Consider the following 13,654-nt stretch of genomic DNA (forward strand, 5'->3'; position numbering starts at 1 on the left):
GCCGCCCCTCATGAACCTAACGTACATGAGCAGCAAGGCAATCAACTACGCCCACAGGCCGTGTCCCATGCCTCTGGGGACAGCTGTCCGTCGCCGTCGAGCGGGCTCTTCAGGGGCCGGAGACATGTACGTGACGTCAATCTACCGCTGTTCCAGGATCGTGGTACCACGATCCTGTGGACGTGGTGGCAGTCTCCAGGAACTGCCTGGCAGTTCCCAGGAACTGGGTCGAAGTAGCTGTTTCCGCAGGTCAGAGCCGGTTTGGCGATGTCGCTCTCTTATCTTGTCCAACAGGCCGTACTCCGGCTCTCCCACCGGCCCACTCCCCCACCGTTCGATGCCCCCTCTCCCCCGCCGCCCTCTCTGACCCGCACCACCGAAAGTCAGCCACGACGTACCGGTACCTGGGCACCGTGGCGCGCGTGTGCCTCGCTCAGCCATCCACCCGGACCGGCCACGCCATTCGCTTTTCCGCCCGACGCGTCTGTGGCCGGCACGAGGAGGTCTCGTGCCGGCCACAGACGCGTCGTCATCAGTGAGCGGTGGTACGCCTTTCGGTGCGCTGGTGGTAGTGCTTGTTGAGGATGTCGAGCATTTTGTCGAACTCGGTCTCGCTCATCTTGCGGATGAGGTGCATGGCGATGAAGGTGCCGTCTTCGTAAGGAAGGCGACGGCCCGTGGGGATGTCGGCCAGGCGCTCGCTCGGCTCCTCGACGGGCTCGGCTGGGGCGGCGAGAGCGGCCGGAGAGGACGGCGAGGGTGGCGCTGCCTGCTCCACGAGCGCCGAACGGGTCGGCGGCACACTCCGACTCGGGCCTGGAGTCGAGGGCACCGGGGACACCGAGGACGCCTGAGACGGCTGCGACGCCTGAGACGTCGAAGGCTCCTTCGGCGTCGACCGCACCGCTTCGTTGTCGGTCTCGTCCTTTCCCGGTTCCTCGTCCAGAGCGGAGCTCTGGGAATCCTCACCCTTCATGGCTGGCTGGCGGGTCTGAAGCGGTCGGCGCTCGGCATCCTTGCGGGCCCGCTCGGCTTTGAGCTCTTCCAGGACGGCCTGCTGACGCTCGTGCGGGGCCTTGGCAACCGACCGCAGCAGCTCAACGGGTTCGTCGCCCACCGCGTCCTGGAGTTCGGGAGTCAGGTTGAGCAGCGCGAGCCGCTGCGAGACCCAGCCCTGCGACTTGCTCAGACGCTTGGCCAGCTTGACCTGCGAGCCGTAAAGAGTGAGAAGGCGTTGCAGTGCACGGGCCTCGTCGAGGGGGTCGAGGTCGTTGCGGTGGATGTTCGCGACAAGCGCGGATTCGAGAATGGCCTCACTGTCACTCCCCTGCTCGTCGTCGACCATGACGTTGAGATGAGTGAGGCCCGCTTCCCGGGCGGCGGCCAGGCGACTGCTGCCGTCCACGACGACGTGGGTGGTGTCGGGCTCGAGATCGCCGGTGCGTGAGGGGTTGGCCTTGATGTAGGCATCACGGTTCATGACGGTGATGGCCTGCTTCTGGCCGTGTTCCTTGAGGCTGCCGACAAGTTCGGTGAGGTCGCCCAGACTGGTGCGCGGGTTGTCGGGGTTGGGACTGATCCGGATGACCGGGAGGCGGCTCGGGGGCGCCACACCTTCGGTCGGGACGCCGGTGGCTGCTCCGATGGCGGCGCGTCGCGCACTGACGGGACGGGCACCTCCCCCGAAGCGTCCACTCCCCAACTGGTCGGCCTTGCTCATGAGATCTCCCGGGCCAGCGCGCGCATCGCGACGGCCTGCTGCGAGGAGGGCGCGTAGCTGAGCAACGGCTGTTTCATGCGGACGGCTTCCTTCTGTTCCTTGAGATCGCTAATGAGGCCCACGACCTTGGGATCCTTTATGTCGACCCATCCCTGAAGCGACGATGTGGCGATGTAGCCACGGCGACTGTCATAGAGGTTGACGACGATGCCCAGGTAGTCGATGTCGAGGGCCAGGTCGCTGCGCAGGTCCTCCATCTGGTTCGTCAGCAGGTCGTAGGCGTCGGCGGAACTGTCCTCGGCCTGGACCACGATGAGTGCTCCCGACTGGCCGGGCCCCTCGCCCTCGCGGCGGCGTCCGTAGTACGCGGCGGCGTCCATGCTGAGGCCGAGGCTGGGCGGGCAGTCGACGATGATGACGTCGTAATCGGCTTCGAGGGGAAGAAGGGCTCGCTCGAGAGCCGCTTCGCGGGCGCGTACCGCGGACAGTCGGACGTCCAGGAGGAAGGCGTCGTGACAGGAGGGCAGCAGGTGGAGCCGCCCTCCGAAGTTCTCTTCGTCGACGGGGACGATCAGGTCGCGAAGGTCGCCCTTCGGGTCGCCTGCCATGTGATTGGTGAGGCTGTCGCCGTTCATCGCCAGCGGGGCGGCGCCGAGTTGGTTGGTGAGGTGGCTCTGCGGGTCGAAGTCCACCAGGAGGACTCGGAGGCCGTGGCCGGGCAGCTTCTCGACGTCGAGGGGGTCATAAGCGGCGCCAGGGACGTTGTCGGGGGACTCGCTTGCGCGGAGCGCAGTGGCCAAGGCCTTGGCGACGCGCACCGGGAACAGACGGTTGGAGTCCTCGGCCAGTGCCTCCCCGACGCCCGCGGTGATGGCGGTCTTGCCCACCCCGCCCTTCTGGTTGCAGACGACCACGCGGCGGGTGATCTCAGGGCGCTGGACATCGGGGGCGGGATGGGTGTCCAGCCACAGCTGAACGGACTGGGCCAGTCCCTGGGTCAGGGAAACCCGCCGATCCTCCGCGATCCTCCGGAACTCCTCCCACTGCCCTTGCGGCAGGAAGGTGGAGAAGGACTCGGCTCCGGCGGTGTCGACGGACGTCGTGGTGGACGCCAGGTCCAGCCAGGCGGTGATGCCCTGCTCAACGGCGGTCTGAATCTCGATGCCGAGTTGGGCTGTTCTGACTTTGAGGTTCTGCCGGAGCCATCCCGGCAGCTTGGACACGACCTTGGCCCGGTCGTTGGAGGTGGCTGGCATACTCATGGCGCTACCTTACTAACGCACTAGGGCACTTGATACGTCGACACGTTAGTTAGCTCGTTTTTCCTGAGGAAGTGCTCGCTCAGGACCTATTACGGCGTAATAGGTCGGCCAGGTTCACGGCACCCCGTCCCGCTGCTGGGGAGCCCTTGCCCAGGGCACCGGAGGGGCGATCCCCGGCCGGGCAGCACAAGTAGCTTCCGGTCGGAACCTATTACGGCGTAATAGGTTCCGACCGCTCCCGCAGCAGGGGGACCAGTCGGCGTCGGCCAGCCTTGCGGCTCTGGGCCGGGGAGCCGGAACGTTCCCATAGCGTGAGGACGGTCAGATGTCAGCTGCTGCAACCGCGGCCCAGCGCCCGCTCCAGCAGCTGGGGATCTGGGTCAGCAGACCGTGCAGCCGTTTCACGACGCTGCTGGCCGGTACCTCACCCTCGCCAGCATCCCGTTGGGCCTCCCTATCGGCTTGCCAGTACCAGCGCCAGCCCTACGAGGGCGGGGACTGTCTGGACGAAGACGATCTTGCGGCTGGCCGTGGCGGCGCCGTACGCACCGGCCACGGCGACGCACACCAGAAAGAACACCTTCACCTGGAAGCCCACCGGATCAGAGGCCACTGCACCCCAGACCAGACCGGCGGCGAGGAAGCCGTTGTACAGCCCTTGGTTGGCAGCGAGCGCCTTCGTCGCGGAGGCGAACTCGGCGCTGGTCCCGAAGGAGGCCCTGGCCTTCGGACCGGTCCACAGGAACATCTCCAGGACCAGGATGTAGACGTGCAGGGCAGCGATCAGTAGCACCACGACAGTTGCGATGATTGACATGCGCGACAGGATCACACACCGCCTTCGCCCGTCGTGCCCAACGGGGGAGACGGGCGGTGGACCTATTACGGCGTAATAGGTGTACGGCCAACTCCAGCGCCGCAGGCGGGGTGAGTGCCGCCAGCCGCCGATCACGCGCGACCAACGCCCGTGGATGACGAACCACTTCCGCCCGAACTCGGCACCCCCCATCCGTTGGGTGAAGGCCCCGGGAATCGTGCGCGAACGCGCACGGCCCCGTACGGGGCGCAGGGCCCACCAGGACCCGTTGACGCCGGAGAGGGGTCTGCTGCGGGGTTTCAGCTATTACGCCGTAATAGGTGAGCGGGGGAGGGGGCCGGGCGTAACGAGGGATGAGCCGTCCCGAGGGACTGAAGGCCTCCCAGGGGCTGGACGTGGGGACCGGAGGGACTGCGGTTCTTTGGTCCCTGGCCTTCAGACCCTGGTGTTTTCGCAGGTCAGAGGGTTTTTGGTGCTCAAGGAAGGGACTGTAGGGACCGAAAGCTGCAATTATGACGTAGACAAGACATGTATTCGTACACGCGCGCGCATACGAACCACATATACAAGTACAGCTCATAATGGCGGAGTTAAGTCCCTCCAGTCCCTGCCTAAAATGACTGCAAGTCTCTGACCTGCAATGATCTCTCTGAGAAGGGCAGGGACGGGCGAAAATCCAGCCCCTGTGGGTTGGGTCCCTGAGCCCCTTGGTCCCTGGAGGGCCAGCTCTCCCAGCCCCTGGCTCCTGGCCGGATCCCCCCTCAGACCTTTCGGTCCCTCCAGCCCCTAGGGTGGGAGGAGACGGCGCGGGCGAGGGACCCAAGGGACCCAGTGAGCTGATAGAAACGGCACGCGGGTCCGGGCAGACCCATTTTTCCGAAGGTGAGCCTTACACTCTTCTCGCATCAGGGTCCCTTCGGTCCCTGACAGGGACTCCCTCCCACGTCAGGTGTGTGAAGTGATCGGGCAGGCTGAAGTGACAAGGACGATTTCCGTGCCGCGCGAACGTGAGAGCCCCGCGGGTCCGGCCTCCGGCGCCGCAGGTTCGTCGCGCGCCGTGGCGCAGTGGTGTGCTGCCCAGGGCTGGCCGGTCCATCCTCTGGCCCCGGGACGGAAGACACCTGTCCGAAACTGTTCCGTGTGTAGGGCGCGCAGACATGAAGTGGCGTCCTGCCCCTGCCTGCCCGCAGGACGCCCCTGTCACGGCTTCCACGCCGCCACCCGCGATACGGAGCGCATCGAGCGCTGGTGGGCGGAGACGCCCGCCGCAGGTGTGGGGGTGGCCTGCGGTCCCGCGGGGCTCGTCGTCATCGACGTCGACGCTCACCAGGCGTCCGTGCCCGACCGGGGCCAGTTGCTGCCGGGGATCGAGATCCCCGCGCAGGTGCAGCTCGACGGCCTCGCCTCAGGTTTCGACACGTTGGCCCTGCTCGCCGCCTACCGACGGGAGCTCTCCCCGGCCCAGGACGAGAGCACTCTGCGTGTACGTACCCCTTCCGGGGGGCTGCACGTCTGGTATCGGAACCCCGATCCCGACATCGCATACCGGTGTTCGGTGGGGTCCGGCCGGCACACGGCGCTCGCCTGGCAGGTGGACGTCCGCGCCGAGGGCGGGTACATCGTGGCTCCAGGGACGCGAACCCCCGCGGGTGTCTACCGTGCCGAGGGCACGGCCAGGCGTCCCGCGGTGCTGCCGGAGTGGCTCCGTCGGGAGTTGCGCCGCACCCACCATGTGATCGGGGCCGAAACCGGTGTCGTGCGGGAGAACATCAACACGCCCGCCTTCGTGCTGGATACGGGTCGGCGGCGGGCTGCCGCCGCCGACCGGCTCATCGATCCGTTGATCGCACTGGTCGCGGAGTGTGCCTCGGAGTCCGAGGGGACGGGTTTCACCGAGAAACTCAACAGGGCCGCCTACACCGCCGGTGGTCTGGTCGGAGCGGGACACCTTGAGCACGCCGCCATTCGTGACCGACTTGTACGTGTCGCCCAGTACGCCCGTCCTTGGCAGCAGTCACGGAATGAAAAGATCGTCGACGACGCCCTTGCCGTAGGGTCCGTTCGCCCTCTCCACCCCAAAGGACGTCCATGAGCAGCAGCGCCGAAGGCTCACCGGGCTTTGACCCGCAGGCCGCCGCTCAGCAGATGCTCGACCTGGAGGCCGCCCAGGCCCCGGTCCCCGACGCGGTGCCCTTTGCCGTCTCCGCCCCGCAGTACCCCCGTCTGCCCGCGCAGGGGCCGGTGAGCGCCCCCGCGTCCGTCTCCGTGCCGTCCATGCCGTCAGTGCCCCAGGTGTCCGGACTCGGTGGCTTCTCCGGCCCTCACACGTTGCTCCCTCCGTCCCTCTCGGACCGGGGCAACGCACGTTTGTTCGTGCAGATGCACCGGGACCAGTTCCGGCACGTGGAGGGGCTCGGCTGGTTCTCCTGGGACGGTTACCGGTGGAAGCGCGGGGGAGGGGAGAAGGCCGCGCTGTGGGCGGCGGGGGAGATGGCGGAGGACATGCCCTCCAGTGATCCGCGAGGGATCTACAGCGACCGCGAGCTGACGCAGCACAAGCGCCGCACTCTGTCCACGACCGGGTTGAAGGCGCTCCTGACGCAGGCCAAGGCGTCGCCGGACATCTCGGTGGACCCCGATCGGCTGGACGGCGATCCGTACGCCCTGTGCACGCCGGTCGGCGTCGTGGACCTCAACAGCGGACACCTGCGCAAGCCCGACCCCACCCGCGATTTCCACTCCCGGGCCACCAGCGTCGCCCCGCAGAACATGGAGACCCCTCGCTGGCACCGCTTCCTCGCCGACACATTCGGGGACGACGACGAGGGCCGGGAGATGATCGACTTCCTGCACCTGATGCTCGGATACTCGATCACGGGCGACGTCGGTGCCCAGGTACTGCCGTTTCTGCACGGCGAGGGCAAGAACGGCAAGTCCGTCCTGCTCGACATCATGATCCAGATCCTCGGCGACTACGCGGACGCCGCTCCACCGGGCTTCCTGATGGACCGGGGCGCCTTCTCGGAGCACTCCACCGAACTCACCGAGCTGCACGGGCGACGACTGATCGTGTGCAGCGAGCTGAAACCGAACGACAAGTTCGACGAGGCGCGGGTACGGCTGCTGACGGGTGGCGACAAGATCAAGGCCCGGCGGATGAGACAGGACTACTTCTCGTTCACCCCGACCCATCACCTGTGGCTGCTGGGCAATCACCGCCCCGAGGTCTCCACGGGCGGCTTCGCCTTCTGGCGGCGCATCCGGCTGCTGCCCTTCACGCGTACGGTCCCTGCCCACCGTCGGATCGACAACCTGGCCTTCGAACTGGTCCGTGACGAGGGTCCCGGCATCCTCCATTGGCTGATTGAGGGCGCACGGCGCTATCTGCGCACCCGGGACCCGCTGGAGGGCCCGGACCGGGTCAGGATCGCCACTACCGCGTACGCGACGACGGAGGACCACATCGGGCGGTTCCTGGCCGAGTGCTGCACGCGTGGCGGTGAGGGCGGCAAGGACCTGAAGGTGGAACAGGGGCTGCTGTACTCGGAGTACAGCTCCTGGTGCCATGCGGGTGAGGGAATCAGGCCGGCGACTCCCCGGGCCTTCGCCAACCGTGTCCGCCAGGAGGTCGGAGTGGCCTCGCCGACCGACATGATCAAGTCGAACGGTCGGAAGTACTATCCGGGCATCGCACTGCTGGAGCGCCCGTGACGGCCGTCCTGCCTCCGCTCTGTCCATCACGTGGCCTACTCCGCCGTCGGCGTGCGTTCTACGATGGTGGAGGAGCGCCGCTCGTGGCGGTCCACGCAGACCGGCCCGTGACCCGGCGATGAGTGGACCGGAACGACACGGACAGACGTCCCGCCATGTCCCAGAGGCGGGGAGTACGCCGACGAAGGAGAGGCTGCAGCCATGAGTTCGCTGTTGACCGAGAGCGACCTCATCCACGAGGCCGAGGTGGTGTGGCTGGAGAACCTCGAAGGACTCGACTACGTCCGTCAGGCGCTGGACAAGACCAGGCGACGCAACACGAAGCCGCCCTACGCGCGGGACGGCCGCATGGTCGGGTACGCCCTGCTGGACGAGAACGCGTCTCCGGACCCGGACAGCGGCCTCTACAAGCGCCGCGTTTTCTTCCTGCTGCCGCACGACCGGGACAGCCTGCCCGACGGTCTCTACCGGGAGGGTGCGCCGGGTGAGGCGGTCGATCCGCGCACCATCGCTCCGAAGAAGCCCGGAGTGAAGACGCCCCGGTCACAAAGCGGATCCGTGGCCGTCGCCGCGGCCGCCCCCTGAACAGCCCTCCGACAAGGCCCCGTTACTACGACGAGTGGTCCCTCGTGCGGAGTTCATGGCCGCCCGCCGCCCGCCGCCCGCCGCCGGCCTTCGATCCGGCGGCAGACGGCCATGAAAGGGACGGTCCTATGCGGGAGAGTCCGCGGGGGCGGTGTCGAGAACGAAACGGCGGACCCCGTCCGCGAACAGCTGCGTTTCCTCCAGGTGTCCCATGTGGCCGCTGTTCTCCAGGATCAGCAGGCGCGCGTCGGGGATCAGATCATGCAGTTCCAGGCCCCAGCGCGGGCCGCAGATCACGTCGTGCCGCCCCACGATCACCAGTGTGGGTACGGTCAGTTCCTTGAGTGCGGTTCGGTCGTCGATCATGTCGGGGGTGCCGTCCTCGTCCAGGCCCGAGATGTACACGGCCCGCACCGCGTCCCGTATGGGGGCCAGACGTTCCTCGTTGCCCCAGAAGTCGGCGAAGTAGGAGGGAAGCACTCCCTTGGCGACCGCCTCGGTCTGCTCGTCGTTCGACATCGCGGACATCGCGTCGAACGCGGCGAGCACGCCTGGCAGCCCCGGGTGGCCGGCGTGCTTCGCGGCGAACGCCTGCACCATGCGGCCCGCCTCCGCGCCGTGCTCCGGGCCGGTGACGGGAGCGCCCTCGTACAGCACCACGCCCGCGAGCCGACCGGAGCGGTGCAGGGCGTGGTAGGCGGCGACGAACGCGCCGTGTGAGTGCCCGAGCAGGTGCACCTTCGGCACGCGGAGCCGCTCGATGAGGATCTCCAGGAAGCCGCTGTAGCGCTCGCGCGTGTATCCGTGCGGGTGCGAGGGCAGGCGGCTGTCCGGGGCGGTGCCGACGGGCTCGACGTAGACCATCGTGAGGTGTTCCTCGAGCGCCGGTATCCGCAGGTACTCCCAGATGATGCCGGGGCCGCCGGAGTGGACGACGCACACCGGGCCGGTGCCGTGGACGTGGTAGCGCTGTACCAGCCCGGCCAGTCGGTAGCTGTGGGTGCCAGGGGAGAGGGGGTCGGTGCTGGTGTCGGTGATCCGTGTGTTCATCGGTGCCTCCGGAGGCAAGCAGGTGTCTGACACCGACACGATGTCCGGCGCGGCCGAAAGTTCGGTCGCAGTGCTGTGACGTGGGTCACTCGGGAGGCGCGGGTGGGCGGGCCGCGTGGTGGAGGCGGACGCGGTCGACCCGGCCGGCGTCCAGGGTCATGATCCAGGCGACACCGGGAGGACAGTGTGCGGGATCGTCCGCCGGGTTGATCAGCTCCATCTCCCACACCATCAGGGACCGTCCGGCGACGACGTGCACCGGGCGCTGCCGGACGCCCGCCGAGAGATCGCTGTCCATGCCGTTCAGGAGCAGGTCGGGCCCACCGAGGTGCTTCCCGCCGACCGTCAGGGCCACGGTGGGGGAGTAGCGGTCCCTGACGACCTTGCCGAATTCCCCCCGCTCGGCGGCTGCCAGGGTCGCGCGGGCCTCCTGCCAGCTCTCCCGCGTGCGGAGGCCGGTGTCCTCGTGCGCGGTGGCCGCGGTGGCGGTCAGGGCCCGGGCCAGGGAGGTGCGGGCCTGGCTCAGGCGGCTGCGGACGGTGCCGACGGGGACCGCGCAGGCCTCGGCGATCTGCTGGTACGAGGTGACGCCGGTGGAGAAGTACCGCAGGACGACCGGCAGCCGCAGCGCGGGGGAGAGGGTCTCGACCGCTTCCCAGATCCAGTCCCGCAGCGCGTGACTCTCCAGCACCCGCTCGGGGGTGACCGAGTACGGCGGCAGGGGTACCTCCTCGACGGGCTCCAGGCGGTGGGAGGCGCGCAGCAGGGCCCGGCAGCCGTTGCGCACCACCATGCGCAGCCACGGTCCCACGGCCTGCGGATCGCGGACGTCCACGATCCGCCGCAGCGCCACCAGTGCCGCCTCCTGCATGACGTCGTCGACGTCCGGGCCCGGCCCCAGCACGCTGAGCGCCACGGCCCGCATCCCGGGACGGTGCCGTTCCAGTAGCAGGGCCAGGGCCGACACGTCGCCCGCCTGGGCCGCCCAGGTCAGCGCGGCGTCCTCAGCCGGGCCGGGGTCACTCACGGGCCTGGCCATGCGCGTTCATCCTTCGTACGGGGTACGGCCACGGGCAGCGACGAGCCTGCCGCGAACCCGCGAAACGGGGCCGGGCTCACATGTGTTGATCCACTCTGCCGCGTCCGCCGGAGTCCGCGCAACGGCCGGAAAGGTGTGAATGCTCATACGTGATACGACACGCACACGTCTGGGCCGTCCTGGACTGAACCATTCACCCGCCCCGACTCGTGTAGGGAGAGACTGACCGGCGGCCGAGAGCCGTGCACGAGAGGCTGGGTCCCCGACATGTCCGAGGAAGTGACGAAGTCCTTCGAAGTGCGCTGGGACGATCTGGACCTCAATGGCCATCTCCGCAACACCAGGTATCTGGAGTACGCGTCCACGGCCCGCCTCGCGTTCCTGGTGGCGTCCGGCTGGACACCACGGGACCTGATGAAGGCGGGGATCGGCGCGGTGGCGCTGGGGGAGGAGGTGCGCTACCTGCGCGAGGTCCGTCCCCTCGAGGTGGTCACTGTCGTCTCCCGTGTCGTCGGCCTGAGCACGGACGGGGCACGCTGGCGGTTCGAGCACACCTTCGTGAGGGGAAACGGGGAGGAAGCCGCCGTCGTGCGGACCCTCGGCACCTGGATCGACCTCGCGACCCGGCGGATGACCGCACCGCCGCCCGGTCTGCGGGACGCGCTGGCGGGGGCCGGGGCAGAGGACTGCGAGCGGCTCGAACCGGCGAGGGTCTGACCCGGCGCCCGCCTACGATCGGCGGGGGAGTGGGGCGGTCGTCCTCGCATCGGGGAAGAGTGCGAGGACGACCGCCTGTCCTGCGGCCGGCCAGCCATTGAGAACCTGGCCGCAGGGGCTCCACTAAGGGCAACGGGCCGGAGACCGCGACGGGTTCACGGGAAACACGGGTAACACCAGAAAATGGAGGAGCCGTTGAGCAGGGACGGGCAGCCTCTGCGTGCGGACGCGGCACGGCTGCGCCGGCACGTGGAGTTCCTCGCCGCCGGGCCCCGCAGCCGGCGCCGAGCGCCCCGGGCGATGGGGCGGGCCGAGAGCTATGTGCGGGACGAACTGGAGGCGGCGGGCTGGCTGGTGGAGCGGCGGCCGTTCGACGCGCGCTGGCAGCTGGGCGCCACGGACCGGCACGGTCACCGGGCGCTCGCCCTCAAACCGCGCCTGCACCGGCGTCTGTCCGGGGCGAACCTGCTCGCCCGGCTGCCGGGCCCGGACGACGGGCCGGTCGTCGTGGTCGGCGCCCACCTCGACAGCGTCGACGGCAGTCCGGGTGCCGACGACAACGCCTCGGGGGTGGCCGTGGTGCTGGAGACGGCACGCCTGCTGGCCGCGGCACCCACCGCGCCCCGTGTGGTCCTCGCCGTGTTCGACATGGAGGAGCTCGGGCTGATCGGTGCGCGCCAGGCGGCTCGTGAGCTGAGCCGGGGCGGCGGGGTGCGCGGCATGATCTGTCTGGAGTCGGTGGGTTACTTCGACGACAGCCCGGGAGCCCAGCGGCTGCCCGCCGGTTTCGGACGGCTCTTCCCCGAAGCGTCCGCCGCCACCGCTGCCACCGGCTACCGGGGCGACTTCACCCTGGTCGTGCACCGCCGTTCCTCCGCCGCCGCGGCCGAGACGTGGAAGCGGGCCGCCGCCGCGGCGTTCCCCGCGCTGACCGGCCTGCCCCTGCGCGATCCGCGGCCCGACGGCCTGGCCGGCCTGCTCATCGGTCTGGCCGTGCCGCCCGCGAACCACCTGGGCCGCAGCGACCACGCGCCGTTCTGGAACCGGGGTGTGCCCGCGCTCATGCTCACGGACACCGCCAATTTCCGTAACCCGCACTACCACCGCTCGACGGACACGCCGGGAACCCTGGACTACGAGCGACTGGCCGCCGTGACCGAGGCCACCGCGGTGACCGCCGGTTCCTGGCCCGACGCCCCACGTGGGGGGTGATCCTCAGTCGTGCTGGGCCTCGCGGGCCGCGAGCAGGCCGACGCTGGCGACGTCCCAGTCGACCCCGGCGAGCTCCTGGCCGGCGGGCACCGCCTCGTAGGTGTGCTCCAGCCACTCGGCGAGCGGCTGCACGGGCAGCTCGAAGAGCGCGGCCATGTCGCCAGAGCACAGCTGGAGCCACGCGGTGTCCCGTTCCCCCAGGTGCGAGGGCCACATCCGGATGTCGCCGAGGCCGCTGACCGAGTAGAGACCCTGCTGGAGGAGGTCTCGCCCGATCCGCCACCGGACCTTCGGGCCGCCCTGCACCAGCAGGTCCACGGAGACGACCAGGGGGGAGCGGGGGCTGAAGCAGAATTCAGCCCTGACCGTCTGCCGGACGGAGACGTCCAGCACGCGTTCGACGTCCAGGCTCAGCGTGAGGCGGCTCATGTCGGGTCGGTCCTTCCCTCGGCGAATGCTGACAGGTTCCACTCTGGTCACCGCGACGCAGACGTACATAGGTAAGTTGACCGTCCGTCTCGGCCGGTGATGACGGTGATCGGCACCACGGTGGGGCGATATGTGGACCGTTGTCCGTCTTGGTCCGCTCTGGGCGTCCGCCCGCGCGTGGGCGGACATTCAGTCATTCGACTGTCGCCTGCGGCGGGCCGCTCGACGATCCTGGAGCAGTCGCCCGAGCGTATCGGTGCCGGGCGATCGTCTTGCTCGGAGGATTCCGCCGTGAACCGTACTCCCGTCGTCTTCATCCATGGTGCGTGGCTGCACGCGCTGTCCTGGGAGGCATGGGCGGAGCGTTTCGCCAGCCGGGGGTTCCTCGCCTTCGCCCCCGGTTGGCCCGGGGAGGCGACCAGGGCGCGGGACGCGCGCGCGTCGCCCGGGCCGATCGCCGGTCTCGATCTGGCCGCCCTGACGGACCACTACGCCGATATCGTGCGATCGTTCGATATCTCGCCGGTGATCATCGGCCATTCCGTGGGTGGGCTCATCGCCCAGCGCCTCATCGGCGCCGATGTCGGCCGGGCCGCGGTCGCCATCGCCGCCGCCCCGATCAACGAGGTCCTCCTGCCCCGGGCGGCCGTCCCGCTGGGAGAGCACGGCCGGGCCGTCGGCGAGGCCCCGCCGGTGTCGCTGTCGCCGGAGATCTTCCACCAGGTGGTCGCCAACACCATGACCCGTGAGGAGTCCGACCGGCTCTTCGAGCGCTACGCGATGCCCGCGCCGAGCCGGCTGCTCACCGACCTCGGCTGTGCCTACGCGGCGCGCAGCCCGTTCGCCGTGGCGGACACCGGCAACGCGACCCGCGGGCCGCTGCTGCTGGTGTCGGGGCAGGAGGACCGGCTGGTTCCGGACTCCGTGAGCCGCAGCGTCTACAAGCAGTACGGGGACTCCACGGCGGTGACCGACCTGAAGCAGTTCGCGGACCGTGCCCACTCCCTGGTCATCGACGGCGGATGGCGGTTCGTCGCCGACTACGTGCTCGGTTGGCTCGAGGAGCGGGGCGTGCGCGGGCTGGTGGAGGAGGGCTGAGCGGGGCGTTCGGC

The 13,654-nt window shown here is 69.1% G+C and carries 12 protein-coding genes; 6 read left to right on the forward strand and 6 right to left on the reverse strand.

All coding sequences use genetic code 11. The features are described from left to right. Nucleotides 1–532: 532 nt before the first annotated feature. The 3 genes from IE94_RS0121135 to IE94_RS0121145 form a co-directional block, all read right to left on the reverse strand. Nucleotides 533–1,720: a ParB/RepB/Spo0J family partition protein gene (locus IE94_RS0121135; RefSeq protein WP_030186641.1), complete on the reverse strand. Its 1,188-nt coding sequence runs from the start codon at nucleotides 1,718–1,720 to the stop codon at nucleotides 533–535. Then, complete coding sequence (locus tag IE94_RS0121140) at nucleotides 1,717–2,982, reverse strand: ParA family protein (RefSeq protein WP_030186643.1); 1,266 nt, start codon at nucleotides 2,980–2,982, stop codon at nucleotides 1,717–1,719. The genes IE94_RS0121135 and IE94_RS0121140 overlap by 4 nt, the downstream gene beginning before the upstream one ends. Before the next feature lie 454 nt (nucleotides 2,983–3,436). Then, a complete protein-coding gene (locus IE94_RS0121145; protein WP_030186645.1) occupies nucleotides 3,437–3,799 on the reverse strand; it encodes a DUF1304 domain-containing protein in 363 nt (120 codons plus the stop codon). 1,057 nt (nucleotides 3,800–4,856) lie between these two features. Between IE94_RS0121145 and IE94_RS0121150 the strand changes: the two genes are divergently transcribed. The 3 genes from IE94_RS0121150 to IE94_RS0121160 all read left to right on the forward strand — a co-directional run bounded on the left by IE94_RS0121150 (nucleotide 4,857) and on the right by IE94_RS0121160 (nucleotide 8,095). After that, nucleotides 4,857–5,891, forward strand: coding sequence for a bifunctional DNA primase/polymerase (locus IE94_RS0121150; protein WP_030186647.1), 1,035 nt, complete (start codon nucleotides 4,857–4,859; stop codon nucleotides 5,889–5,891). Continuing rightward, complete coding sequence (locus IE94_RS0121155) at nucleotides 5,888–7,510, forward strand: phage/plasmid primase, P4 family (protein ID WP_030186649.1); 1,623 nt, start codon at nucleotides 5,888–5,890, stop codon at nucleotides 7,508–7,510. The genes IE94_RS0121150 and IE94_RS0121155 overlap by 4 nt, the downstream gene beginning before the upstream one ends. A 201-nt stretch (nucleotides 7,511–7,711) precedes the next feature. Next, entirely contained in the window at nucleotides 7,712–8,095 is a 384-nt protein-coding gene (locus IE94_RS0121160) for a DUF6009 family protein (RefSeq protein ID WP_030186651.1), read from the forward strand. A 126-nt stretch (nucleotides 8,096–8,221) separates the two neighbouring features. Here the strand turns inward: IE94_RS0121160 and IE94_RS0121165 are convergent, their stop codons facing one another. Then, nucleotides 8,222–9,145 (reverse strand): alpha/beta fold hydrolase, encoded by a 924-nt coding sequence (locus IE94_RS0121165; RefSeq protein ID WP_030186654.1) that lies wholly within the window; start codon nucleotides 9,143–9,145, stop codon nucleotides 8,222–8,224. Nucleotides 9,146–9,230: 85 nt separating this feature from the next. Then, a complete protein-coding gene (locus IE94_RS0121170; protein ID WP_030186656.1) occupies nucleotides 9,231–10,184 on the reverse strand; it encodes an RNA polymerase sigma factor in 954 nt (317 codons plus the stop codon). A gap of 267 nt (nucleotides 10,185–10,451) precedes the next feature. Here IE94_RS0121170 and IE94_RS0121175 point away from each other — a divergent pair, with 267 nt between their 5' ends. After that, entirely contained in the window at nucleotides 10,452–10,901 is a 450-nt protein-coding gene (locus IE94_RS0121175) for an acyl-CoA thioesterase (protein ID WP_051777582.1), read from the forward strand. Nucleotides 10,902–11,096: 195 nt separating this feature from the next. Continuing rightward, the gene (locus IE94_RS0121180; RefSeq protein WP_245235293.1) at nucleotides 11,097–12,113 is read left to right on the forward strand and encodes a M28 family peptidase; all 1,017 of its coding nucleotides are present in this window, start codon (nucleotides 11,097–11,099) and stop codon (nucleotides 12,111–12,113) included. A gap of 3 nt (nucleotides 12,114–12,116) precedes the next feature. On the opposite strand, the gene IE94_RS0121185 is transcribed toward IE94_RS0121180, so the two are convergent. After that, nucleotides 12,117–12,542, reverse strand: coding sequence for an SsgA family sporulation/cell division regulator (locus IE94_RS0121185; RefSeq protein WP_051777583.1), 426 nt, complete (start codon nucleotides 12,540–12,542; stop codon nucleotides 12,117–12,119). A gap of 291 nt (nucleotides 12,543–12,833) precedes the next feature. Between IE94_RS0121185 and IE94_RS0121190 the strand changes: the two genes are divergently transcribed. Further along, nucleotides 12,834–13,640 (forward strand): alpha/beta hydrolase, encoded by an 807-nt coding sequence (locus IE94_RS0121190; RefSeq protein WP_030186663.1) that lies wholly within the window; start codon nucleotides 12,834–12,836, stop codon nucleotides 13,638–13,640. Nucleotides 13,641–13,654 lie beyond the last annotated feature (14 nt).

Origin of the sequence: Streptomyces violaceorubidus, assembly GCF_000717995.1 — a bacterium.
Classification (GTDB): domain Bacteria; phylum Actinomycetota; class Actinomycetes; order Streptomycetales; family Streptomycetaceae; genus Streptomyces; species Streptomyces violaceorubidus.

Excerpts from the sequence above, each read along its gene's own strand:
- IE94_RS0121135 (WP_030186641.1), bottom strand. The coding sequence starts at position 1,720 with ATGAGCAAGGCCGACCAGTTGGGGAGTGGACGCTTCGGGGGAGGTGCC.
- IE94_RS0121140 (WP_030186643.1), bottom strand. The coding sequence starts at position 2,982 with ATGAGTATGCCAGCCACCTCCAACGACCGGGCCAAGGTCGTGTCCAAG.
- IE94_RS0121145 (WP_030186645.1), bottom strand. The coding sequence starts at position 3,799 with ATGTCAATCATCGCAACTGTCGTGGTGCTACTGATCGCTGCCCTGCAC.
- IE94_RS0121155 (WP_030186649.1), top strand. The coding sequence starts at position 5,888 with ATGAGCAGCAGCGCCGAAGGCTCACCGGGCTTTGACCCGCAGGCCGCC.
- IE94_RS0121160 (WP_030186651.1), top strand. The coding sequence starts at position 7,712 with ATGAGTTCGCTGTTGACCGAGAGCGACCTCATCCACGAGGCCGAGGTG.
- IE94_RS0121165 (WP_030186654.1), bottom strand. The coding sequence starts at position 9,145 with ATGAACACACGGATCACCGACACCAGCACCGACCCCCTCTCCCCTGGC.
- IE94_RS0121170 (WP_030186656.1), bottom strand. The coding sequence starts at position 10,184 with ATGGCCAGGCCCGTGAGTGACCCCGGCCCGGCTGAGGACGCCGCGCTG.
- IE94_RS0121175 (WP_051777582.1), top strand. The coding sequence starts at position 10,452 with ATGTCCGAGGAAGTGACGAAGTCCTTCGAAGTGCGCTGGGACGATCTG.
- IE94_RS0121185 (WP_051777583.1), bottom strand. The coding sequence starts at position 12,542 with ATGAGCCGCCTCACGCTGAGCCTGGACGTCGAACGCGTGCTGGACGTC.